This window comes from Mesotoga sp. (assembly GCF_035363035.1).
Lineage (GTDB): Bacteria > Thermotogota > Thermotogae > Petrotogales > Kosmotogaceae > Mesotoga.
Window position 1 is genome coordinate 1 of the sequence record NZ_DAOSEH010000032.1, and the last position, 24,528, is coordinate 24,528.

At 51.0% G+C, this 24,528-nt stretch carries 21 protein-coding genes; 7 read left to right on the plus strand and 14 right to left on the minus strand.

All coding sequences use genetic code 11. From position 1 onward, the window contains the following. Positions 1–73 precede the first annotated feature (73 nt). From pruA to PKX57_RS06530, 4 genes are all read right to left on the minus strand, one after another. Positions 74–1,648: an L-glutamate gamma-semialdehyde dehydrogenase gene (pruA, locus tag PKX57_RS06515; protein WP_213921618.1), complete on the minus strand. Its 1,575-nt coding sequence runs from the start codon at positions 1,646–1,648 to the stop codon at positions 74–76. A 20-nt stretch (positions 1,649–1,668) separates the two neighbouring features. After that, a complete protein-coding gene (locus PKX57_RS06520) occupies positions 1,669–2,811 on the minus strand; it encodes an FAD-dependent oxidoreductase (protein WP_214050396.1) in 1,143 nt (380 codons plus the stop codon). A 116-nt stretch (positions 2,812–2,927) separates the two neighbouring features. Further along, positions 2,928–4,751 (minus strand): FAD-dependent oxidoreductase, encoded by a 1,824-nt coding sequence (locus PKX57_RS06525; protein ID WP_472416472.1) that lies wholly within the window; start codon positions 4,749–4,751, stop codon positions 2,928–2,930. Further along, a complete protein-coding gene (locus PKX57_RS06530) occupies positions 4,735–5,046 on the minus strand; it encodes a 2Fe-2S iron-sulfur cluster-binding protein (protein ID WP_214047540.1) in 312 nt (103 codons plus the stop codon). Before PKX57_RS06530 ends, PKX57_RS06525 begins: the two co-directional genes overlap by 17 nt. 194 nt (positions 5,047–5,240) lie before the next feature. Between PKX57_RS06530 and PKX57_RS06535 the strand changes: the two genes are divergently transcribed. Genes PKX57_RS06535 through PKX57_RS06545 form a run of 3 tightly spaced genes read left to right on the plus strand, consistent with a single transcriptional unit; the run spans position 5,241 to position 8,059 of the window. Beyond that, on the plus strand, positions 5,241–5,990 hold the full coding sequence (locus PKX57_RS06535) for a glycerophosphodiester phosphodiesterase family protein (protein ID WP_213923046.1): 750 nt from the start codon (positions 5,241–5,243) through the stop codon (positions 5,988–5,990). Continuing rightward, positions 5,990–6,754, plus strand: coding sequence for a YdcF family protein (locus PKX57_RS06540; protein ID WP_472414054.1), 765 nt, complete (start codon positions 5,990–5,992; stop codon positions 6,752–6,754). The genes PKX57_RS06535 and PKX57_RS06540 overlap by 1 nt, the downstream gene beginning before the upstream one ends. Before the next feature lie 12 nt (positions 6,755–6,766). Next, positions 6,767–8,059 carry a C69 family dipeptidase gene (locus tag PKX57_RS06545; protein WP_213923044.1) on the plus strand — a complete coding sequence of 431 codons (1,293 nt, stop codon included), beginning with the start codon at positions 6,767–6,769 and terminating at the stop codon, positions 8,057–8,059. On the opposite strand, the gene PKX57_RS06550 is transcribed toward PKX57_RS06545, so the two are convergent. The 6 genes from PKX57_RS06550 to PKX57_RS06575 all read right to left on the minus strand — a co-directional run bounded on the left by PKX57_RS06550 (position 8,052) and on the right by PKX57_RS06575 (position 16,756). After that, positions 8,052–8,645 (minus strand): MBL fold metallo-hydrolase, encoded by a 594-nt coding sequence (locus PKX57_RS06550; RefSeq protein WP_470745173.1) that lies wholly within the window; start codon positions 8,643–8,645, stop codon positions 8,052–8,054. The two genes, PKX57_RS06545 and PKX57_RS06550, sit on opposite strands and share 8 nt — an antisense overlap. Beyond that, positions 8,642–9,322 (minus strand): hypothetical protein, encoded by a 681-nt coding sequence (locus tag PKX57_RS06555; RefSeq protein ID WP_213923043.1) that lies wholly within the window; start codon positions 9,320–9,322, stop codon positions 8,642–8,644. Before PKX57_RS06555 ends, PKX57_RS06550 begins: the two co-directional genes overlap by 4 nt. A 179-nt stretch (positions 9,323–9,501) precedes the next feature. Then, entirely contained in the window at positions 9,502–11,154 is a 1,653-nt protein-coding gene (locus PKX57_RS06560; RefSeq protein ID WP_472416474.1) for a phosphoenolpyruvate carboxykinase (ATP), read from the minus strand. Between the two features lie 467 nt (positions 11,155–11,621). After that, positions 11,622–13,970, minus strand: coding sequence for a Lon protease family protein (locus tag PKX57_RS06565; protein WP_472416476.1), 2,349 nt, complete (start codon positions 13,968–13,970; stop codon positions 11,622–11,624). A 72-nt stretch (positions 13,971–14,042) separates the two neighbouring features. Then, positions 14,043–14,600: a 2'-5' RNA ligase family protein gene (locus PKX57_RS06570; RefSeq protein ID WP_472411905.1), complete on the minus strand. Its 558-nt coding sequence runs from the start codon at positions 14,598–14,600 to the stop codon at positions 14,043–14,045. A 32-nt stretch (positions 14,601–14,632) separates the two neighbouring features. Further along, positions 14,633–16,756, minus strand: coding sequence for an efflux RND transporter permease subunit (locus PKX57_RS06575; RefSeq protein ID WP_472416479.1), 2,124 nt, complete (start codon positions 16,754–16,756; stop codon positions 14,633–14,635). 188 nt (positions 16,757–16,944) lie between these two features. Between PKX57_RS06575 and PKX57_RS06580 the strand changes: the two genes are divergently transcribed. Genes PKX57_RS06580 through elbB form a run of 3 tightly spaced genes read left to right on the plus strand, consistent with a single transcriptional unit; the run spans position 16,945 to position 19,946 of the window. Beyond that, positions 16,945–17,700 carry an ABC transporter ATP-binding protein gene (locus PKX57_RS06580; protein ID WP_472416485.1) on the plus strand — a complete coding sequence of 252 codons (756 nt, stop codon included), beginning with the start codon at positions 16,945–16,947 and terminating at the stop codon, positions 17,698–17,700. Positions 17,701–17,704: 4 nt separating this feature from the next. Next, positions 17,705–19,216 carry a hypothetical protein gene (locus PKX57_RS06585; protein ID WP_472416480.1) on the plus strand — a complete coding sequence of 504 codons (1,512 nt, stop codon included), beginning with the start codon at positions 17,705–17,707 and terminating at the stop codon, positions 19,214–19,216. 46 nt (positions 19,217–19,262) lie between these two features. Further along, a complete protein-coding gene (elbB, locus tag PKX57_RS06590; protein WP_214075600.1) occupies positions 19,263–19,946 on the plus strand; it encodes an isoprenoid biosynthesis glyoxalase ElbB in 684 nt (227 codons plus the stop codon). 13 nt (positions 19,947–19,959) lie between these two features. On the opposite strand, the gene PKX57_RS06595 is transcribed toward elbB, so the two are convergent. Both PKX57_RS06595 and PKX57_RS06600 read right to left on the minus strand, forming a co-directional pair. Next, positions 19,960–20,874, minus strand: a complete 915-nt coding sequence (locus PKX57_RS06595) for a lysylphosphatidylglycerol synthase domain-containing protein (protein ID WP_472416482.1) — start codon at positions 20,872–20,874, stop codon at positions 19,960–19,962. Positions 20,875–20,901: 27 nt separating this feature from the next. Then, positions 20,902–21,777 carry an acetamidase/formamidase family protein gene (locus tag PKX57_RS06600; protein ID WP_213922373.1) on the minus strand — a complete coding sequence of 292 codons (876 nt, stop codon included), beginning with the start codon at positions 21,775–21,777 and terminating at the stop codon, positions 20,902–20,904. Positions 21,778–21,954: 177 nt separating this feature from the next. Between PKX57_RS06600 and PKX57_RS06605 the strand changes: the two genes are divergently transcribed. Beyond that, positions 21,955–22,272, plus strand: a complete 318-nt coding sequence (locus PKX57_RS06605; RefSeq protein WP_472414358.1) for a cupin domain-containing protein — start codon at positions 21,955–21,957, stop codon at positions 22,270–22,272. A gap of 195 nt (positions 22,273–22,467) precedes the next feature. Here the strand turns inward: PKX57_RS06605 and PKX57_RS06610 are convergent, their stop codons facing one another. Next, complete coding sequence (locus PKX57_RS06610) at positions 22,468–23,484, minus strand: oligopeptide/dipeptide ABC transporter ATP-binding protein (protein WP_214048612.1); 1,017 nt, start codon at positions 23,482–23,484, stop codon at positions 22,468–22,470. Then, on the minus strand, positions 23,481–24,452 hold the full coding sequence (locus PKX57_RS06615) for an ABC transporter ATP-binding protein (protein WP_472416484.1): 972 nt from the start codon (positions 24,450–24,452) through the stop codon (positions 23,481–23,483). Before PKX57_RS06615 ends, PKX57_RS06610 begins: the two co-directional genes overlap by 4 nt. Between the last annotated feature and the right edge of the window lie 76 nt (positions 24,453–24,528).

A 24,528-nucleotide genomic window follows, 5' to 3' on the forward strand; every position in this document is an offset into this window, starting at 1 on the left:
GAGCGGAGCGAACTCTCGATGCTCTTTCTCTCTTGTTTTTCGCCTTCTCGTGAGCAGAGCGAACTCTCGATTATCAGGGGATTATCCTCTCGCTTATCGATTTTCCCTGGAGGAAGAGCAGAAGATAATCTCTACCGCCGGCCTTGGAGTCGGTACCGGACATGTTGAATCCTCCGAAGGGTTGCACTCCCACCAGGGCACCGGTACATTTCCTGTTGAAGTAGAGGTTACCCACGTGGAGAATGGCTTTCGCCCTCTCTATACGCTCTCTATTCTTGCTGTAGAGAGAGCCGGTAAGTCCGTATTCCGTTCCGTTGGCGATTCTCATCGCATCCTCGAAATCTTTCGCCTTTATAATGGCCGTTACGGGACCGAAGATCTCCTCCTGCGCAATCACAGCGTCCGGTGGCACGTCGAAAAAAACCGTAGGCTCTATGAAGAAGCCCGTTCCGCCGAGAGGCTTGCCTCCTGTCAGGAGTCTTCCCTCGCTCTTTCCTTTATCGATATAGCCGAGTATTCTCTTCATGGCGTCCTCGTTTATTACCGGACCCATGTGGTTGTCGGGATCGGTGGTTTCTCCGACAGTCAATTTCTCGGTCTTTTCTTTGATCTTCGCCACCATCTCTTCGTAAACGTCTTCGACCACGATTATCCTCGAGCCGGCCGAGCATTTTTGCCCCTGGAACCCGAAAGCGCTCGCCACGGCGCCAATCGAAGCGGCCTCGAGATCTGCAGTTTCGTCAACGACGACGCAGTCTTTACCGCCCATTTCCAGAACGACTCTCTTTATCCATTTCTGACCGGCACGATGCCTGGCGGCCAGTTCGTTTATCCTCAGGCCGACCTCCTTAGATCCGGTGAAGGATACGAAACGGATGGCCGGATTTTCAACTATGTAATCGCCTATCTCTCCGCCGGAGCCGGGAATGAAGTTTACGACTCCATCGGGGAGACCGGCTTCCTTCAGTATCTGTACGAATTTTGCGGCGATCACCGGCGAATCCGAGGCCGGCTTGAGCAGGACGCAGTTCCCGGAAACGGCCGCGGCCGTAGTCATGCCGGCCATTATGGCGCAGGGAAAGTTCCAGGGCGGAATCACCGCTCCGACGCCAACTGGTATGTATCGCAATAGATTGTACTCTCCCGGAACCTGAACGACCGGTTGAGGTTCGTCGTAACGCAGCGCCTCACGGCTGTAGAATTCGAGGAAATCTATCGCCTCGGCGAGATCGGCGTCGGCCTCTATCCAGCTCTTCCCAACTTCCAGTATCATCGTGGCATCGAGTTCGAAGCGTCTATAGCGCATGATTTCCGCCGCCCTCAGGAAAGGTTTTATCCTTTCGAAAGCTGGCAACAATCTCCAGCTTTCGAAGGTTTTGTAAGCGCACTTCAGGGCCTTATCCACTATCTCCCTGTTCGCCTTCGAGACTCTACCGACGATCTCTTCGGGATTTGCCGGGTTGTGCGAGAGAATCTTCTTTTCGGTTGAGATGGACTCTCCCCCGATCACGAGATCGTACTCCTTGTGTTCCGATCTCAGCAACTCTATAGCCCTCCACATTTTCTCCCTCATACCTGGGTCGGAGGGGTCGATGTAAGACTCGTTACGGAATGGCGGTATTACCATGTAATTGGTTGCCTCCAGCATTTCTTACCTCCTATGATTTCCTATACTACGTTTTTCTCTCTGGTGAAACCACGCTCGAATCTCTGCAGGCTCAGGTTGGATATATCCACGCTCCTGGGCTCACCGAAGACTATCCATTCGGCCAGGGCCTCTCCGACTGCCGGTGCGAGCATGAAACCGTGTCCCGAGAAGCCTATTGCAAAGTAGAAGTCCTCTATTTCGTTCGACCTGCCTATTATCGGTTGCGCATCGGGAGACATGTTGTAGAGTCCGGCCCAGTGCCTGAGGATCCTCACATCCTTCAGGAACGGAAAGAACCGTGGCATTTTGTCAGACATCTCCTTGAGGAACTTCCAGGTAGGTGTTATCTCCAGTCCCGGAAGCTCGTCTCTGTCGCCCTGTCCCATGATGAAATTTCCCGATCCGGTTTGCCTTATATAGAAATTGTTCACGAAGCTTATGACCAGTGGGTCTAGAATGTGCTCCAGCGGTTCGGTAACGAATATCTGGTGTCTGTAGGATTCGGTTGGAAGGTTTAGTCCGACCATTTCTCCCGCCTGGTGGGAATAACCGCCTGCGGCGTTGACCACAATTCCCGTTTCGATCTCTCCCCTGTCAGTAACCACGGTCCTGATTTTGCCGTTCTCTACCAGCACTCTCTTTGCGTCTGTATGCGTTAGTACGTTGACTCCCATTTTCTCAGCGGCCCTCGCATAGCCGAAGGTAGTCAGGTGGGGATTGGCATGGCCGTCGCTAGGACAGTACGCCGACAGTTTCAGACCTTCAAGGTTCATGAAGGGGAATTTCCGGACCGTCTCTTCCCGTGAGAGCAGGACGACATCGAGTCCCTCTTCCTGTTGCATGGCGACGTTCTTCTTAAAGAGTGCCTCCTCCTCTTCGGTGTACGCTAGAAGCAGGTACCCTCCCTGAAAGTATTCGATATTCAGTCCGACTTCCCTTTCGAAGTTTTTGAAGTGTTCGACGCTTCTCATGGCCAGCCGGACGTTCATTCTTTCCGACCACTGCTGCCTGATTCCCCCACCGCACCTTCCGGTCGAGCCGGAAGAGAGATAATCTCTTTCGAGAAGCACTACATCGGTAAGTCCGTTTTTGGCCAGATAATAGGCCGTGGCGGAACCGACGACACCGCCACCGATTATCGTTACGCACGCCTTATTTTTCATAAAGTAGTCACTTTAGAGACCCGTGAACTAATTCGCGGAAAGCGACATTCCCTCCTTTCATATAACGTAGTGTCCGAAACACTCAGGCTAGTCAACTTCGGGCCAAGCCTGCTACTTCACTCGTGGGTGACCTTCGCATTTCTTTCGATCGCTCCGAAACTCACCGGAATCGCCGGCGGCCTCAGGGTTCCCGGAGATAATTTTTCTACAGGCACTCCCGTCTCGCCGGAAAGAATCATGAGCGTGTTGAGACGACAGGTTCTGCCGCCGCACGGTCCCATGCTCACTCTCAGATACCTTCGCAGCTCTTCGAAATCGACATATCCCTCTCTTATGGCTTTCTTCACCTGCTCGACGGTTATCTCTTCGCAGCGACAGATCAGAGAGCTTTCTTCTCTGTTCGTCACATGTATGTGGCGAACGTCTCTACCCAGTTCTTCTGGAACGGTAAGATACACTATGTTCGTTTTGTTTGCCGACCTGGTGACGCGATCTACCCTTGCCGTGCAGAGTACCTCTCCACTCCTGCCGGTTGCATAAACCGACTGGCCCTTCTCGGGAACGGGGAGAAACTCGTAGGGGATTCCCACCAGAGCCATTCCGTCCTCCCTCTCCTGATACATGAATATTGCGAGACCCGGGCACTTGGTAGCGCAGACTCCACAGCCCGTACACCTGGAATAATCTATGACGGGCACGTCGTTTATATTCTCTCCAACCGTTATCGCTCCGACCGGGCAGCTCGTCTCGCAGGGGTTGCACGGTATCGCCTCGAAACATTCGATTATCGGTCTCAACTTTCCCCTGAACTCCCCGGACCTGTTCACCTCGCCCTCTACGTACCTGGCCGGTTGTGTCACCAAATCCATCTTCTCAAGACCGGAGCGTATCTTCGAAGATGTCGGTCCGCTCCGGAACGCGCTCAGGGTTTCTTTGAGTTCTTCCAGTCGCGTTTCGTTACACTTCCCCTTTATATCCTTCACTATGTTAAGACCGGCGATTCTGCCTTCGATCATCGCGGTAGTCGCTTCCTCGATACCAGAGACATCCCCGGCCACGAAAACTCTGTCGATCGTCGTTCTCATATCGCTATCGTGCAGGGGAACGTAACCGCCGAGTTCGGGTATGTATTTCAGCTGGCCTCCTGCCTGAGCCATCAGCTCGGCCGATGGTGTGAGCCCTACGGCTATACAGACGGTGTCTATCACCATTTCTCTCTCCGTTCCCGGCACCGGTCTCCAGCGCTCGTCGAGGGCCGTGATCAGCGCGCCGTTCACGGACTTCTCCCCGATAGCCTTGAGGATGGTATGGTTCAGGAGAACGGGGATGCCCAGTCGTTTTACTTTGTCCGCGTGTACACGGTAACCGCCTATGCGGCTGGAAGCCTCCAGTATCGCTTTTACTTCGACTCCTGCCTGGGCCAGCTGGTAAGAGATTATCAATCCGATGTTGCCCGAACCGATCATGAGCACGCTCTTTCCAGGAAGGATTCCGAACTGATTCATCAGGGTCTGTACGGCACCCGCCCCGTAAACTCCGGGGAGATCGTTGTTGTCGAACTGCAGAAATTTCTCCGAAGCGCCCGTAGCCACAAGAAGTCGCGTAGGGTTATAGAGATAGGTACTGTCGCTTCGCCTGTCAAGAACGGGAACGCCGTCGGGATAGACGGCAAGGACCGATGACTCGCAAGCTAAAATGACCTGCGGGTAAAGAGAAAGTTCCTTCAACAGTTTGCCGGCTATTTCCATTCCTCTGGTGGAAGCGTAGAAGTTCTCGTTTCCGAAGAATTTATGGGTCTGTTTCACCAGCTGTCCCCCTGGCGAAATACCTTCGTCCACCACCAGCACTCTCAACCCTTCACGAGCCGCTTCTATGGCGCCGCAAAGCCCGGCCGGCCCTCCGCCCAGGACTAGAAGATCGGGATTATTCACTTTTCTCACCTCTGCCTTTCTGCGTTCGAACTCTCATACCCTCTTTCACCGGAGTGATGCAAGTTCTTACGTTCGCTTTTCCATCGACTTCCATCAGGCATGAAGAACACTTACCGATTGCGCAGAACAGTCCCTGAGGTCTTGAACCTTTGGGCGTAATTCGCAACATTCTCACGCCGTTTGCGTGAAGGGCGGCCGCTATTGTCTCGCCTTCGTATGCCTGCATTTGCACGTCTTCAAAATAAAAAACGATCTTTTCACCTCTTTCGAATTTGAGAAGAGGATGTTCTACGATTCTTTCCAAGATATCGCCTCCATTTACTGAGCATTACAATTATAAGTATTCCGGCTCTGAGGAAGAAGGCCAGCATACCGATGCATACTCCCGAACAAACAAAATAAGCTGCTATAATTGTCTGTATAAAGATTTGCCGGAATAGGGATGCAGTTGAAAACGAACGCAATCTCTACTCCCGATCACTGGGGGGCAAAGAATACATGGAAAAGAGACCACTCTTGCTGGGACACAGGGGAATGGGCACAGGAGACGGGGAGAACTCTCTTCTCTCGCTGGTGAGGGCAGTTCAGATAGGCGCCGACGGCGTAGAGCTCGATGTTCACCCGACCAGAGACGGGGTATTGGTGGTGACGCACGACCGCGATCTCAAGAGAACCCTCGGTGTAGATATTACAGTTCCGGAAAGTACTTACAGATTATTGAAAAAGAAAGGTCTGTTTTACCCGGAGAAGTTGACGACTCTCGAGAAGGTCTATCTGGAGCTTCCGGACACGGCCTTTATCAATATCGAGATAAAGGATCCTCTGGCCGCTCCTCTGGCGGTTCCGCTGGTACGGAGCTTCAACGCTCTCGATAGAACGCTCTTTTCATCGTTCCACCACGGTTGCTTGCTGGAAATCCGCAAACAGTGCGGCGATGCGAAGATCGGTCTGCTGATCGGGGAAGATGCCAGGGGTAAAGATCCTCTGGCTTATTTCGGGGAGTTGTTGTCCGTCTATAAGCCTTATTCGATGAATCTTCCGGTTCAGATGTTCGAGGAAGTGGGTTTTAAAAACGGTATGGAATTCATAAGATTCCTTCGAAAGACGGGAATTGCCGTCGCTCTATGGACTCTGGACGATCCTGATTTATTTCTCAAGTTGAAGGGCGAAATCGATATTGTGATAACCGACAACTTGCAGGGCATGATGGCACTTACCGGAGGAAGGAGCTCAGGAAAGCGGGGGTGATGAGATTGTTTTATCTCGAGAAGATACTTTCTTCTATACTGACACCGCCCGGCCTTGTTATCCTAATTCTGCTGATTTTAGCGCTTACTCTTCTGAGGAAAAAGGATGCTCGCGGGATAAGAGCCGGTGGAATAGTTCTGCTGATTCTCTCTTTCTTTGGATATCTTCTTTCAACAGGGCTGGGAACGTACCTCTATCTGCGGCCGCTAGAAAAAGAGTATCAGTTACCAAAATCGGTGAGCGGCCAGGTTATAGTTGTTCTCAGCAGCGGAGTGATCATAACTCCGGTCGGTCAGGTGCTGGACAATCACAGTGTGGCCAGGCTGAGTGCGGCTTTGAACCTCCATCTTCAGACTAAACTGCCCATAGTAGTAACCGGATCTTTCGTACCCGGAAGAAACACTCTGCCGGTGGCCGAACTGATGAGGGACTGGTTGCTCGGACAGGGAGTTGGCACCTCCAGGATTCTGGTGGAACCGCAGGCGAGAAACACCTGGGAGAACGCGGAATACACCGCCAGACTATGCTCACAAAGCGGCTGGAAGAATGTGGTCCTCGTCACTTCGGCCGTACATATGAAGAGGGCCGTGAAGTCCTTCGAGGAATTCGGCCTGATCGTTACGCCATACCCAACCGATTACCTGTATGACCATACGGACTTTGGATTTGTGGATATTCTTCCTTCGAGAGACGCTTTGAACGCAAATCTTGCGGCGCTCCACGAGTTTTTCGGTCAGATCAGGTACGCTTTCAAGAACCCTTGAAAGGAGAGTTAGATGTGTGATACCTTTGTGGCTCTGGGAAGCTCCACGCCTGACGGCAGAACGATTTTCGCCAAAAACAGCGATAGAGAGCCGAACGAACCTCAATACGCCTTCTTCTATCCCCGGACGGAATACAGCGGCAAGGAGCTCTACACCACCTCGCAGAAGATAAAACAGGTCGAGAAAACCTACGCGGTGCTCATCTCCAAGCCCTCATGGATGTGGGGCGGCGAGATGGGGGTGAACGAAAACGGCGTAGCGATCGGCAACGAAGCAGTCTTCACAAGGGAGATGGTCAGCAGGCAGGGGTTGCTGGGGATGGATATTCTCAGGATTGCCCTGGAAAGATCGGAAAGCGCCGAACAGGCCGTAACCGTTATCACCGATCTCATACAGAAGTACGGCCAGGGCGAGAGTGCGGGTTACACGAAGACGATCTTCTACCACAACTCCTACATAGTGGCCGACAGGGAAAACGCGTGGGTTCTGGAAACTTCCGACAGATACTGGACCGCCGATCGAGTGAAGGATCGAGCGTCGATCTCGAACTGTCTGACGATCGCAGGTCCCGGGGAATTGCAGCATCCGGAAACCGCGAGCAACGCACTGGAAAAGGGCTGGTGTAAAAAGGCCGAAGAGTTCCGTTTCAAGAAATGCTACGAGAAGAAGCTCTTTTCATGGCTCTCCGGTGGAGAGGCTCGCCGGAGCCGAACGATGAATCTTCTGGGAGAGAAAGATGTAGATCTGAAAAGGGCCTTCGAAATGCTCAGGGATCACGGCGGATCGAGGTTTTTCGGTTCCATGAAGAACGTCTGTATGCACTCCGGTACCGGATTGGTGAATTCACAGACCACCGGCTCTATGGTCGTGGTTCTCGGTGAGAAAATCGATGTCTGGGTAACCAATACCAGCGCGCCTTGCCTTTCTTTCTACAAACCCGTCTGGTTCGACTCCAATTCCTCGACCCTGCCCTTCGAGAAGGAGGCCGACGCACTCAATCACTGGGGCAACTGGGAGATCTTCCATCGTCTGGCGACGACCCGCTATGAGAAAGCCAGACAGTTGTGGGAGCAGTACTGTTTGCCGTTCGAAGAGGAGTTGATCCTGCACAAAGACTCCCTGGAGCACCGCGAGATCACCGCCCAGGCCTTCGACACGGGCTGGAAACTCGCGAAAAAAATGGCTTCTCTGCTCCAGGAGAGTCCCGTAGAAACCGGTCTTTTCAACAGGAGATACTGGAAGAAGAAAGAGAGAGAGCTTCAGGAATTGAAGACCAAGAACTTCAAGAGGCCCGGATCTATCTGAAGAAAGGATTGTCGGTCAGAATTTCACGGGCGTCTGTCCCGGGACCGTGACCGGGAAAGACCTTCAGATCCGGTCCGTTCTCGAAGATCTCTTTAAGCAGGTGTAGGCTGCCGATCATCGTCTCTTCGGAGCCGCCAGGAAGATCGGTTCTGCCTACGGACTGCATGAAGACTGTATCTCCGGTGAAAAGTATTCTGTCGTCGTACAGATAACAGCACGAGCCGGGGGTGTGTCCGGGAGTGTGTAGCACTCTCCACTTTCCGCCGATTTGCGAGCAATCCACGATGGTCGATTCGTCTATCTTAAGGGGACCCCTTCCAAAGAAATTCAGAAGGCTCTTTTCAGCGTCGAGGAGTCTCTCTCTGTCGAGCGGATGGACGAAGATGTTATCGCCTTTCAGTCTGTCGATATCGAAGATGTGATCGGCATGTCCATGAGTTATAAGGATCGAGAGTTTTGTATCTCCCACAAGATCGATTATCCGGTCGGCTGCTCCTATTCCCGGATCGATAACGACTATCCCGTTTTCGTCTTCGACCAGATAGCAGTTCTCTTCCATCCGGTCGGAAAGGATTATTCTTATCATCTCTTTGCTCCTTTCGATCTGTTTTTCTTTTTCTTACTGCTCTTTTTGTTTTTCAGATATACGTCCATTTGAAGGAATATCCCGAACAGAGACGTTGCAAGAAAGACAAGGAGCATGGTCAAAAGGTCGGTGATATCTCTGAAAAAATAACTCACCGCGAGCATCAACAGGAAGGCTCCGATCAGCGAGGTGGATACTATCATCACGTAATCCATGAACCTCACCGCCAGCCAGCCGAGAAGACAGCCCGCCAGGACGAACGGCGGATCGAGAATCGTCAGACTCTGAAAGGTACCGAGGCTCTGGGCGATATACGTTGCGAAAAACCCCGTTCCGAATAGAACCATCGTAAAGACGAATATTTCTCTAGCCTTGATCGCCACCAGCGGTAGAAGGACCCCGATAAGGATCATAAGCTCGATCGTGTACAGCGTCTCCATTCCCTGTCCCCAGAGATAACCGACATGAGATCCTATGACTGTCCAGAGGACGGCGTAGAAAACCGCGAAGAGTTTCTTGCCGAATATCAGAAGCGAAAGGCCTATCGCCACGAAAGCTATGATCGTGTAAGTCGAGAGCGAAGAGAAAGCTCCCACCAGCTCCGTCAGATCGCCGGAACCGGAAATCCAGCCTTTGAATCTATTTATAAACTCTTCAAGAACTACGGGAACGGTCATATAGAACCTTCTTCAATCTAATAGATTTTGTTGCGCGCCACTCGCCCGCTTCGAAAGAGTGGATTTTTACCGTACAAACAATATTCTACATTAGATACAATTGTCAACCAAGGTCAGATCATTAGCAAAGGATAACAAAAAGGCCGCCCGAAGGCGGCCTTTATTGCTATGTGCTGTCCCTATCTGAGCCTTTCGATGAGCTTTGCGAAGACTTCAATGGCCTCGGGGGGCAATCTATCGAAGCCACCCCTTTCGCTTTCACGGCTCTTTATGAAGTTGAATCTGTCAACCAGTCTGTCTCTAAGAAGTTTCATGTAATCTCCGTCGTTGGCATCCGGAGTGAAGCCTTCCAGTTCCATTATCTCCAGCTCTTCGAAAGGTTCCCATTTCTTGAACCGGGCCTTGCCCTCGACTATATTCTCCAGTATATTGAGGGTCAACTCTTTGGGAATCTTCCTCTCCCTGAAATGTCCGGTGTTGAATATATAGCAATCGATGTTTCTCTTCTGGAATAACTCGAGGAACCTTTTGAAATCATCCGATAGAGGGTATGTTCTGAATGGGTTGGCGTAAGGCTCTATAACCAGAGCGTTGGGATCTACCCCGGGAGCGAGCCTCTCGGCCGAGGTCCTTTTGGTGGCCAACGTGGCCCCCATTGCCGAAGAAAGTACGGGATCCTCGATTTTTACCACGGGTGGTATCGACGGATCCTTCATGAGCCATACGATAGTATCGACCGGTTCATCGAATCTATCGACCCTGTTGGGGGACCACAACCTGGATTTTATGGCCCTGCCATTTCCGTTGCGTATATCCTCGGAAACAATCACTATATTACCGTTTTCGTCCTGCGTTGCCCCGACGTTTTGAACGGAGAGAAGGTACTTGTTGTCATCACTGCAAAGGGGATAATCTGAGGTCTTGTCGAAATACGAAGGCTCGAGTGCTGCCGAGGAGCCGTTTTCCGAGGAGATAACGAACGCGTCGTCATGAAGAATGGTTACATCGTACTTCCCCCCGTGCTTGGCATGGGTCAGTGTCGATTTGCCCGATCCGGAGAGCCCGAAGAAGCCTGCAACGTATTTTCTATCGGGTAAATTGTACCTCTTTTGACCTCCGTGACAGGCCGCGAAGCCGTGTCTGTTGGCGCAACCCCAGGCCAGTGTCAGAGTCCCTTTCTTGAATTCGCCGAAATAGCGCATACCGAGTATCGCGGCGCAGTTGTGTTCGGGATCGAAAAAGCTGAGCCCGAGGGGATGCTCCGGATGCTGCCAGTCGGGATCGGAGAAGACGAATATCTCGCCCTCACCCTCGTACTTTTTCGAATTCTCGTACATCTCGTTATAGAACTCGTTCATCGGCTGGAAATTCAAAAGCCAGTTGTACATGATATTTTCGTGGTTCTCGGGAATGAGGAGATGTGCTTTGATCATGAAATCACGGTCGAGACCGATATAACCCTGCGCATGGTACATCTTCTTCTTTCTGGTGCTGTACACAGCCTCTCTTATTTTCGCACCATACTCCGCCTCGCTCACTCCCGGTTCACCGAGTATCCGTCTTGCAGAAGCGCAGCGACCTGTAACGGCGCCATCGTTGAATATAAGTACCTTCGAGTCGGGTTCGAGACCGAGTTTTTCCGGTTTATAGACGGGCATGTCGGTCACGATCGTGCCGGGCGAACTCTTCGCCAGTTTGTAAGCTTCGCAGGGTGAAATCACCGTCGAAACGTTGTTGCCGTAAAAGGCAGTCTCGACGGTAGTCCTGGTCTGAGAAAAGAGCGGATTAGACTTTCCAATACTGCTCCTTGGAAATCTGGAACTACTTGACATTTTACACCTCCAGAAAAACACAAAAAATCTGGTCGGTAAAAACCGGCCATTAATAGTATTAAGAATAATGGGTAATGAACTTTTGAAAACAGGCGAACAGATTCGATTCGGATCACAAACTAAATAAACTCTATCATTGCTGAGAGCCTTGAATTAAGGCCAGTAACACATCGGGAGTTAATATGACCTATAATTAAAATAGGGGGATAGTACTGTCTACAAAATTATGTGGTAGGTTATTGCATAAATCACGAGAAAGAGTGCATTCGAGAGTTCGCTTCACTCACGAGAAGGTGTCTCGCCCTCTCTCCTCTCTCTTTCTCTCTCCTCTTCTCGCGTTCCTTAACCAACCAAGAACCTGGACGCACAGCGTCGGAACGGCGAACCGCTCTTTCGAAGAACGGGTTCACGCTCTTGGACTAGGGGCTGGACGGCTCCTAATGCTCTTCTCGTTCCTAGCCCTGTCGTTATTTCTTCTCCTGCATCGAGATTTCGTAGAATCTCTCCAGCCTCTGAAGAACCAGGTTGTTGAACGTGCCTTCGGGGTATTTACCATCTCCGTCGGGCTGGCCCGCTTTCAGGCCGGTCAAAAGTTCGATAGCCTCATCAACGGTTTCAACAGTCCAGATGTTGAACCTGCCGTTTTTTATGGCCAGAACGATCTCGTCGGGCAAAACGAGATTGTCGAAGTTTGTGTCGGGTATCACCACGCCCTGCTTTCCGTTGAGACCCTTCAATTTGCAGAGTTCGTAAAAACCTTCCACTTTGAACTGAACGCCTCCGACTGGCTGAACTCTTCCGCTCTGATTTATCGAGCCTGTAACGGCTATAGATTGTTTTATGGGAGCTTCAGCAATCGCCGAGAGGAAGGCGACGGTTTCGGCCACGGAAGCACTGTCGCCCTCGACCATCGAGTATACCTGCTCGAAGCTGATCGAGCCGTTCAGGCTGAGGGGAAATTCCCGCGCATATTTCGAGTTCATGTACCCCTGAATTGTGAGGCTGGCCTTGTCGTGGATATTGCCGCTCAATTCCGATTCTTTCTGAATGTCCACTATGCCACTGTTCCCCGGACCGACCTTGGCGGTTATTTTGACCGGTATTCCGAACGATATATCTTCAGTCTGTACCACCGTCAAACCATTTATCTCTCCGATCAGCTCGCCTTCGGTTTGAACGAGAAGCGTGGAGTCGGCGAACATCTCCTTCACCTTATCCTGGTACAGAGAAACTCTTGTCTTCATCTCTTCCCAGGCCCGAGAAACGTCTTCAGCCGAGACCATCTCTCCGCCGTTAATCTCCACAACGGCCGAACTTTCGAGTAGAAGCTGTTTCAGGGCTCCGAACTGGGTTGAAACCTTTTTCCTGTTTCCCGATAGTATTATCGCTTTCTTTATAACTTCCCTGACCGCATCCCTGTCGAAATCCATGAGCGAATTATCGCGTGCGATAGAACAGATCAACCGACAGAGTTTCCCGACCGTGTCACCGTCGAGTCGCATCTCCCAGTCGAATTCGGCCTTTATCTTGAACAGCTTCTTGAAATCCGTGTCCATGGTGCTCAACATGCTGTAGATCCAGGGCTCTCCTATCATTATGATCTTCATGTCCAGAGGAATCGGTTCGGGCTTCAGGCTAACCGTCGAGAGCAATCCGACTTTGTGTTCCAGGTTCTCGATCACTTCCGAACCGGAGAAGAGAAGCTGCTTCAGCGTCTGCCAGACGTACGGTTCGCTCAAAACACTCTTGGCATCTAGCACAAGGAAGCCTCCGTTGGAACGATGTATCGCTCCGGAACGGATCATCGAGTGGTCAGTGTCAAGCATCCCCATCTTGGCCAGGTACTCTATCCTTCCGAAGAGACTGGAGTAATTCGCGTTCGTCACCTCGACGATAGGCTTGCCATTTATGCCGGAGTTGTCAACGAAGAGGTTTATGGCATATCTCTTTCCGAAGAAATTCTTGGCGTCTATCTCCTGGCTGAAGAAAACGCCGAGATTGTCCAGAAGATCGCTCCGCAGGTTATCGAGGAACTCTATGGCCTCTTTGTTCTCGCTGAATTTATCTTTCATCTCCTTGATGTGCCCTTCCAACGCGAAAGACGCCACATCCCGGTTCAGCTCTTTGAACTTCTCTCCGTATTCCTTCTCCATTTTGCTAATTCTCAGGATGTAGGAGTTAACCAGCTCTCTAACTTCTTCGCCCTTTTTGCTGATCGTCTTCTGGTACTCTTCCGGCAGAGCCTCGTATATCTCCTGCGTCAAGGGCTTTCCGTTCCAGAGGGGGATCGTGGCCACCCCGGTCTGATTTATCTGCACCGTGAAATCCCTCTCTCTGGCTTTGTCTATGAGTTCTTTCAGCAAATTCGACCGGTTTTCCGCTTGCTCGCTCTGTATGGCCGACATTTTCTGCTGGTAGTCCTCGCTCTGAAAACTCTCGCTTATCGCGTTTATAGTTATTTCGACGAATTCTCCCATTTCTTTCTGAAAGCTCTTCCCCATTCCAGCCTTCAGGGGGATCGAGTTGGGCGATCTGGGATCGTCGAAGTTATAGACATATATCCAGTCGCCGGGCGTTTCGCCACCCTCGGCTTTTTTCTTCAAGTAACGGCTCACGAAGGTCCTTCTTCCGGTGTTGGTCGATCCCGACACAAAGATGTTGTATCCCCTGGCCTTTATCTTAAGTCCCGTTTCCAGCGCCTTTATAGCGCGCTCCTGTCCTATGAACTCTTCCAGTCCATCTATGGATTTAGTTGACTTCACCTTTCTTGGCAAAGTGACTTTGAGATCGATTTCCCTCCAGTTCAATTTTCGCATCAAGATACCTCCTTCCTATTTCTAATGATAACAAATGATGACACAGGTTAACACGACCGGCGATTGGATAAGTTATCGGTCCAGGGTATGTTTTCCTCGAAAATAGAATATCTTTTCGATCTCGATGCCACCTTCGAGCGATCCGCTCAGAATCGCCAGATTGTTGACTTCGAATTCCCGGTGAAAATCGCGGAAGACGAGTCTCTCCATCGCCGGGCAGAAGTTTTCCCGGTTGAGGTCCCTGCCGAAAATCAGCGTTATATGGGGTATCCAGTGCGCAATTCCGTACAGATCTTGAGCATCTCTTTCAGGACCGAAAAACCTTCTCCACAGCGCATCGTGAAAACGGGATAATTCGGGAATTCGGGCTATACCTATATAGACCACCGGGCTCTCTCCGGAAAAAACGCCCAGGTACTCTGTCCTGACGGTGAAGGGATCGACGCTTTCAATAGTCGCTTCGATTTTTTCGTAGAGCCCTTCGGTGGAATCCTCGACGACGCAGTATGTGAAGTGGGGATAGGGAGTTACCAGCACGGAGCGGAAATTGAAATCTCTCTCCAGCTCGTGCCATATCAGGTGAACCATTTCGCTTATTCGATCGGGCAAAAGAGTTACCAGCGCCTTCATAGGACTCTCCGACACCGGCCATCGGGCCTGAATTAAGCGTCACCTTGCAGTTTGTCTTTTTTCCATCGCCTCGCCGCTATCTCCGGGAGGAGAATCAGAGTGAATGTCATCCCCACCGCCAGTCCGCTCACCATCAATTTGGCAACATCCACGTACAGAAGCAGTGGGGTCAGTAAAAGAACGGAGAAGCCGGCGATTAGGCTCAATCCGTTGGTGAATATGGCAGCCGCCGTCTGATGATAGGCTCTCTCGGGATCTCCGAATCTTCGGAGCCATATGGTGAAGTGTATCGCGTAATCGATCACCAAACCCATGAGCATCCCGGAAATAAGGGCCGTTGAGATGCTCAGGCTTATTCTGAATAGGGCCATGAAGATGAAGTTGAAAAGAGTGGTCAGCGCGATAGGTATAGTGGCGATAAAAGTGGATTTTACGCTTTTGAAGATCGTGAAAAGCAAAAGGAGTATTAGTGCGAAAGAGACCACCAGGCTCTGTATCTGGTTGGACACCACCGACGAGTTAACGCTCTTCCATATCAATGTCGTACCGGCGAGGGTGAAATCGAATTTTTCGTTGAGAAGCGGGTACCTCGCGATCAGCTCTTTCACAGAGTCCTTAAGTTTCTCCGCGCTGAGGCTGTCGCTGGTCGGAGAAAAGAGGTTTATCCTCATGGCTCTTTGGCTTATCATAAGCGAGGTCGCGCTTCCTAGAACGCCGGTGTTGTCCAGAACCCTTATAAGTAAAGGCAGTGGGATGTTGGTCTGTCGGGAGATATCGACAGGGCTGAGTACTTTGGATATACCCTCCAGCGCTTCCAGTTCTTTCTGGAAATCGACCAGTTGACTTGCCTGCTCTCCGGTTATGGCCAGTTTCCCGCCGCCTTTGGGTGTGATCATAAGCGTGTAGTTGGTTAACCAGCCAAAGGCCTCTTTCATCTTCTCTGCGTTCTGGCGGATCTCAGAATTCTCTTTGAAGAAGGCATACTGGTCTATGCTCATGGGGATAGTCATTATCAGTACCGGGGAGGCCGCGCACATGACTACAACCACCCATAGCAAAGTCTTTCTGATCCTCGGCGGAATCTGCACCGGTGCCGACGTGAGAGAGACTTTGGCGCACCTTTGCGGCGATACCAGTCCGGGAAGTATGCTCAAGGTGAAAACGGCCGAGGAGAAGATACCTACGCAGACCAGCATCCCCATATCGCGGAACGCCCGCATATCCAGGAGGATGTATGAAGAGAAGCCGGCCATCGTTGTGAGGGCAGAAAAAAGTATCGGCACCCTCTCTTCGTGAATGGTCCGCCTTATAGGATTTTCTTGTGTGGCGCAGTTCTCCTGGAATCTCGATAGAAAGTGCATGCCGTAGGCGCTTCCGATTATCACAATGAAAGACGGTATCATCACGGTGAGGCTGTTGATCTGCGTGTTGATCAATCCCATTATACCGACCACCAGAACGGCGGCGCCGGCAGGGGGAACGAGCGTGAGGAGGGCAAGCGAGATCCTTCTGAATTTGACTATGTAAACTGTGAAGATCGCTAGAAAGATGAACGGTGGATAGACGAAGGTCAGGTCCATTATCGACCTGAAGGTCGTCGAATTGGCTACGCTCTCGCCTATCAATCTGTATTCTTTTATACCCAGTTCTTTCAAAGTAGCTTTCAGCGAGAGTATATTCGAACCGCTCTTGAATTCATTTCCGCTCGCAACGGTTATCAGAATGCCGTAATAGTCGCCGTCTGAAGATATGATCAGGTCTCTGTAGAAGGGATCATCTAGAATATCCATATCCAGAACCAGTTTTCCGTCTGACTGGGAGACATATTCCGTTCTGGGGATCTGCAACGTCAGGAGGTTTAGCTTTCCCAGCTTGACGGCATCGAACACGGAGGCTACGGCGTTTACCCAGTCGAGTCCGTCGATCTTTTGAGTGACCTCTTTCAACTTCTCGAGCGAGAGACCGGACGAGTTCAGCACCACCATCACCGTTCCCGTGTCTCCAAACTCCCGCGCGACACGGCTAAAAGCCATCAGCTCGGGATCATCCTCGCTGAGAAAGGATCCCGGAGACGGTTCGAAATAGAGACCATCTATACCAAGAAACAGGACTACCACGACTGCAGTCAGCGTGGCGAAGGAGACCAGCTTTATCATTCAACACCTCGCAAACTCTGGATATTATATCATCTGTGGTAGAGTTGAAAGGGGTTGTTTGAAAGATTCTCGTTTCTGTCTAGACCTCCCGGGATAGAACACAACTACGACCGGACGACGTAGAATATACAGAGGTCGGAGACTTTGATGTAGTTTGAGTGAATTTCAGAACGATGGAGGGAACGACTGTGATTATCTGCAGGAAATTAACCAAAACTTTTGATGTGACAACAGTTGTCGATAATCTTGATCTCCAGGTGAAAGCCGGAGAGATATACGGGTTTCTCGGTCCCAACGGGGCCGGAAAAACGACTACGATCAGGATGTTGACCGGAACTTTGAAACCGACCTCAGGAGAGGTGGAGATACTCGGCATGAACTTCGCAGCGAACGAACTCCAGATCAAGAGCAGGATAGGAGTCGTTCCCGACGAGCCCAGAATCTACTCGTACTTCACCGGAATGGAGTTTCTCGAATTCATAATGGATATTTTTCCAGCGAAAAAGGGAGAGGCCATGAAGAGAGTCGGCGAACTGTGCGAGGCTTTTGGAGTCGATTATCTTGGGAAGATGATTTCCGAGATGTCTCACGGCATGAAGCAGAAGATAATGGTTATTTCCGTCCTCATGAGAAGACCGGAAGTCATATTTCTCGATGAACCGACCGTCGGTCTCGACGCCAGGAGCGCTAAAATATTGAAAATGCTTCTGGAAAAATACAAAAACGAGGGCTCCACGATCTTCATGACCACGCATGTTCTCGAGATCGCCGAAAAAATGTGCGACAGAATCGGGATCATCAACAAGGGAAGGCTCATATCTCAGGGAACTATGGAAGAGATGCGCAAATCCATGGGCGCAGGCGAGAGAGAAAGCCTCGAAGACATCTTCCTTCAGCTAACCGGAGAGAACGAAGATATACAGGACATAGTGAACGCCTTATGAGGGGGTGAGTGGCTTGAACGATCTTAAACTTCTTTTCAAGTACAAGCTGTTCATCTTCCCGAACAAGAACGGAACCAGAGGCGGCTTTTCACCTCAACTCATGGTTTTTCTCATTTTCACATGCATGATCGGTATCTTTCTGTGGAACGTATTTGGCTCGATACGGGGTGTCGAAATCGATGGCACTCCGATCGCAACTGTTATGGCCGGCTTTTTTCTCACCGTTTCCGGTCTGTTCTTTATAATGTCTTTCTCCGCAACCACTTCGTATCTCTTCATAAGAAACAGCGAGATCGATATGCTGCTGGTTTTGCCCGTCAGGAGGACAAGCATAGCTATCTACCAGATAGCAATCTCCACGGTCTATCAGGGGTTGACGCTTTCAGTCTTTCTCGGGATCGCTCTTTCGTACCACCTGAGGGCCGATTCCAGACCAATCGTCGGAATCCTTGCGCTCCTGGCTCTGCTAATCGATACGGTCCTTCTAGCCTCGATCATTTCCGTCGCCTTCGGCAGATTCATGTCCAGAGCCGCGGCGAGGAAGCTGATGTTCGTGGTGCAGATAATCAGTGGATTCATGTTTTTTATAATAGTACAGCTCGTCCCAAGGAACCCCGACAATATACCGGTGTATCTCCAGAAACTGACTGGCGCCTGGGAGATACTGGCCAATCCCGTGAACCTCTTCACCTGGAGCGTCAGAGCATCGGGCGAACCACTCTTTCTTCTTCTCAGCGTTGTGATGATCCCGGTTTTCGGCGCCATCTTCTACAGGATAGCCGGCTCGCTCAAATTCGAGCCCTTGTCCTATTCCCGGAGTAGGGAAAGACGTGTCGTGTTCAGCGAGAAACGCGGCAGCGCGCTGATCCGTAGGGAATTAAAGATATACAGGCGTTACGAACAGCTCATCTACTATCTTTTTTATCCGGTGATCTTCGGTTTGATCTTCGGCTTGATATCGGAGGACCTCACGACTTCCATCTTCACGATGGTTCTCATCAGCACGATTTTCACCACGATCCAGTCGGCCTTTCTCATGGGACGGGAATATCCCTTCATCGAAACTACCAAGGCTCTCCCGCTTTCGCTGGAAAGGATAGTGTTCATCAAGACTATCCTGCCCGTTTTGCTCGGCATACTTCTTTTCACTGGAGTTCTTCTGACAAGCATTCTCGTGAAGCACACTACGTTTTTGTATCTTGCAGTTGTTCCGATCGTCTTCGTACTATACGTGACTTCCTCTTTACTCGGTATAAAGGGAGTTCTCGAGAGTCCTCCCGATCGTATGGATAACCCGAATGCCTTCATGCGAACTAAGTTTGTGTTACTTAACCAGATAATCTGTATGGGTCTGAGCTTTGGATCTATAATGCCGATAACAATGATCATGGGCGGTGCACCAGGCAGTCCTGGAATATGGATCGCGGTGCTGATATCGCTTTCTTCGACGGCCGTGGCGGCCGTGCTGTCGGTTTTCACACGCAGGAGAGTTCTGGCAAAGATGAAGAAAGTATGAAACCGGTTATTTGAGATCCCTATCCGAAATGGACAGGAGGTGCTATATGTGCAGAGCGGGAGTTATACTCTCGGGGTGCGGCGGGAAAGATGGAACCGATATAGCCGAGGCGGTGATGCTGTTTCTTGCACTCGATAGAGCCGGGGTCGAGACTATATGCATGTCTATAGACAAGGATCAGTTCGAAGTTGTAAACCATCTGGAAGGCAGTACACAGACGAGCGGGCAGAAGAGGAACATGCTCATCGAGTCGGCGCGGCTGGCCTGCGGAGGTATTGTCAACCTGGACGGCGTCGAAAACGTTGATTTCGATATACTGGTAATTCCAGGTGGTAAGGGAGTGTTGAAGAATCTATCGACCTTTATGAGCGAAGAACTGGAATTTCGCGTCAATAGCGTTGTTCAGAGGATAATAGTGAATACTCATCTATCTGGCAAACCTGTCGGGGCCATGTGCGGAGCGGTGGTTCTGCTGGCCAAATCGCTGGAGAACTTTGTTGAAAGTCTGAAGATAACCGCCACCGGTCAATCGGAGGAGGGCAGGATCGCGATAGAGAGGGCAGGATTTAGCCACCACGATTGCCAGGAAGGAGAAGTCCTTATAGACGACGAGAATTTGATAGTTACATCCCCCGCCCTGTCCCCAGATGTCGACCTCGAGGTTGTGAGATCGACGGCCGAATCGATGGTGAAGGCACTCCTGACTCTTATAACAGACAAAGCGCTTTAGTCTAACCCTTCATTCATTGACGCATGAGGCGGCTCCAGAGAAACTCTTCCAGACCAAACAGTATCAGGGCGACCAGAAAGGGGATCAGATAGAAAATCACTCTGTACAGTAAAAGAGCGGCGATCAGCACATCGGCCTCTATTAAAGGCGAAAGAATAACCAGGGTCATAGCTTCGAAGATGCCTAGTCCTCCGGGTACCTGGCTGGAAAGACCGGCGAACTGTGAAAGCAGAAAAACAGCCAGGATCGGTACATATTGGGCTGGAGGGAGGAGAAAGTAAAGGACCCCTGCCGACAGAAGCCAGTCCACCGTGGAAATCGCCGTCTGTGAGAATGTGAAAGCCTTGCCCGGTAGAGAGAATCTGAAGTTTCTGAATCTGAACGGCTTTTTTCTGATAATCACCATAAAAAGATAAAGACAGTAAATCGCCATCGCGATAGCTCCAAAGATCTGAAGCGAGCTGAAAGGCATCCGTATCACCGTCTGCATTCGCGGATACCAGAGAGTGAAGACAACTCCAGAGAGCGCGAAGAAACCTAGCCAGAAAGTCAGGTAATTCAATACGATTATTCCGAGGATCTTCCCGGAACCAACTTTCCACTTTCCGTACATTCTGAATCTTACGCTGGTGCCAGACAGAAAGGTAAAACCGATGTTCTTGCTGAAGGTATAAGCGATGAAGGAAACCAGAGCCGTCCTGCCGTAACCCTTTTTCACGCCCAGATGAAGCGAAGAGATCAAATCGTACAGTGTCAGGTTCGCATAAGCGAGGAATGTCAACATTACGGCCGTCAGAAACCTGGACAGGGGGATGGCGCCGACCTTGTCGGCTATGTCGCTTATGGTGTATCTACCCAGTTCTCTTATCAGAACCGCCACGGAAACCAAGAACAGGGCCACCCCAAGCAGGGGAAGCAGCTTTCTCAACTTAAGCAGTAGAGAGCTCAGTGCCATTCAAAGTATCTCTTTTGGTATCTTTACGCGAACAGTAACTAGCGGGTTGACGATCTGGCTAACCGTGAGATCGCACGTTACGCTGGCCAGCATGTACGCCACCGGCTGTGGAATCGATTTCCTGTCGGCTATGAAGCGGACGGCTCTTTCAACTGCTCCCCTGGTTGCATCGTCGAAGGTCTTTGCACTGTAAAGCATATAGAAAGCGTTATCGTTTTCAACCATCGGGCCGTCGATAGAACTTCTATCCAGCTTGACGCTTATCCTGACGGTCGCTCTTATCTCTATTCCCGTTCCACAGATCTCTCCGTTGCCCATCCTGGCGTGCACATCGCCGAGCGCGAGGTTGGCCCCTTCCACAAAGACCGGGAGAAAGACCTTCGATCCGGCGCATATATCGTTGGTATCGAGATTGCCTCCGTGAAAGCCGGGCGTTCCGCAAGATATCGATTCCTTTGCGGGCGCTGTCCCTATGACGCCTATCATAGGTTTAATCGCTAAGCGGGTACCTCTGAAAGAGGCGTGGTCGTCACGAATCGCCACCATCTCGGTGACGCACTCGCGAACGATCTCCCCAATTGGTCCCCAACCGGGGCAGGTTTCCACAACTCCCTTTTCATCGACTTCTATGCTCTCTATATTCACGATCAAAGTATCGCCGGGCAAGGCTCCCCTGACACCGATCGGTCCTGTTGCCGGATTTATGTGAGAGAAATCGAAGTCGCTGCCCACCGTCTGAAGTTCCGAGACAATTGCGTGACTGAAACAATCTTCGGTCTCGACGATTATCGTATCTCCCGGAGAGACTTCGATGGCCGGACCGTTAGCGGGAGACATCTCGTATATTGCCCTATCTCTTCCTATTTTATGGATCAACCTGTTCACCTCCAGATCGATATATACCCATATTATTCTATATTACAGCATCGGTTGGGATTTCCAAACTCACCCCTCAATTAAGGGTTTTCCAATACGATGACCGTAACATATGTTACCGACCTCTCTCGCCAGATGGATTAGTATTTATATTGACAAACATTGGAGGTGATGATCATGTACAGGAGCAGTATCAACGGCGGGAAGTTGATTCTTGACAAACCGGGGCTTAAGGGTAGAGTTATCTACAGCAAAGAGTCGGCACACGCCGCGGTCATAGATATAGAAAAAGATACCGAACTGCCCTCCCACAAAACACCCGTCGATGTGTTCATGCTTGTCCTGGAAGGCAAAGGCGTTATAACCATAGGGGAGGAAAGCTACGAAGTTTCGAGGAACGATGTCATAGACAGTCCGAAAATGATTCCACACGGTATAAAAAACACCGGGAGCGAAACTCTCAGAGTCCTGGTGGTTAAGGCTCCCAGACCGTAAACAATTGGATCGGCCTTGTTCGAGATAATCGAGGCCCGGGTTTTGCACAACCTTGAAAACGAGAGGAGAGGTCTCCCTCTCCTCTGCGAACCCTGACCCTTTATTCTAATCATGTCGTCTGTTGTGCTTTAAGTGGCATTTTTGTATTTCAAGTCATTATCACAAGATTTTGGTGCAATCTACGGCTCTAGTTAGTTAAATAGACGTCTCCTGGACTTCCTTCCACCTTCTGCAGGCGTGGTAGTGTCCATTCTCTCTCTCTTCCAGCTTAGGCTCTTCCTTCTCCCTGCATTCGTCAACCGCGTAAGGACACCTCGGATGGAACCTGCAGCCCTGCGGTATGTTCGCGGCAGAGGGGATCTCTCCCTTTATCGGCACTATCTTCGCCTTGTTAACCTTTCCGGCCACAGGCTCGCACACAGCAGCTATCAGCGCTCTCGTGTATGGATGCACCGGCCTGTCTATCACGTCGTCGGGCTCTCCCATCTCTATTATCTTTCCAAGGTACATCACCGCTATCCTGTCGGTGAAGTATCTCGCCGTCGACAGGTCGTGCGTTATGTACAGGTACGTCAGCCCCAGATCCCTCTGCACTTCCTTCATCATGTGCAGTATCTCGGCCCTCGTCGAGAGGTCTATCATCGAGACAGGCTCGTCCGCCACCAGCAACTGCGGGTTGAGCAGCAGTGTCCTCGCCGTCGCTGCCCTCTGCCTCTGTCCTCCAGAGAGCATGTGCGGGTATCTCACCAGGAACTCCTCGGGCGGGTTCAGCTTCACTTCCTTCAGAGCCTTCTCTATCATCTTCAGCCTTTCGTCCCTGTCCTGACCCAGTCTGTGTATGATGAGTGGCTCTTCCATCACGTCTCTTACCTTGAACCGCGGGTTCATCGAGGCGTACGGGTCCTGAAAGATCATCTGCACGTTTCTCCTGTACTTCTTCAGTTCTTCTTTCTCTATGTGCGTTACGTCTTTTCCGTCCAGGAGCATCACCCCTCCTGTCGGTTCGAGCAGTTTCATTATCAGCTTGCCAGTCGTCGTCTTTCCACAGCCGGACTCGCCCACCAGTCCGAATATCTCGCCCCTCTTTATCGAGAAGCTCACTCCATCTACCGCCTTCACATACCTGTGCTCTCCCCTGAAGAACTCTCCTATGTTTCTCCTGAGCGGAAACCATTTCTGGAGGTCTTTCACTTCTATTATCTTCTCGCTCATCTCTTCTCACACCTCCAGCAGGCAACCATGTGTTCCTCTTCTATCTCTATCAGGGGCGGTTCTTCCTGCGCGCACTTCTCCATCGCAACGGAACATCTCGGATGGAACCTGCAGCCGGACGGCGGCTCCAGAAGGTCTGGCGGAGCTCCGGGAATGAAGGAGAGCGTGCTCACCTTTTCGTGCAGTCTCGGTGTGGCCGCCAGAAGGTTCCTCGTGTAGGGGTGACAGGGTCCCTCTTCTCCGTATATCTGTCCGTTCCTGCCTATCTCGACTATCTTTCCTGCGTACATCACCGCTATCCTGTCCGAGACTTCGGCCTCGGTAGCCAGGTCGTGCGTTATGAAGATGAAGGAGAGGTCGAGCTTCTCCTTCAGGTCTTTCAGAAGGTTGATTATCTGCGCCTGCACTATCACGTCCAGCGCCGTCGTCGGTTCGTCGCAGATGATCACCCTCGGCTCCAGGAAGAGTGCGGTCGCTATCGCTATCCTCTGTTTCATTCCTCCGGACAGTTCGTGAGGGTATCTCTTCACCACTTCTCCGGATAGACCTACCAGGTTGAGGTACTTCTCTATCCTCTTCCTTGCTTGCTCTCTCTCCATCTGCCTGTGCTCCTGGAGAGTCTCCATCATCTGTTTGCCTATGGTGTAAACGGGCGTGAGCGTGTTCATCGCTCCCTGGAAGACCATGGATATCTTCTCCCAGCGAACGTTCTTCCTCATCTCGCTCTCGCTAAGCGGCGTTATGTCAAGTCCGTCTACCTCTATCTTTCCTCCGACTATCCTGCCAGGAGGCGTCGGCATCTTGAGAAGGGCGAAGCCCGTGGTGGTCTTTCCACATCCCGACTCGCCCACCAGTCCGAGCGTCTCTCCCTTCTTCAGACTGAAGCTTACATCGTCTACGGCCTTAACTACTCCCTTGCTCGTGTAGTAGTAAAGCTTCAGGTTATCCACTCTCAGTATTTTCTCCATTTTCTTTACCTCGTCTTCAGTTTCGGGTTCAGTATCTTGTCCATCGCGAACCCTACAAACGCAAAGGTCATTCCCA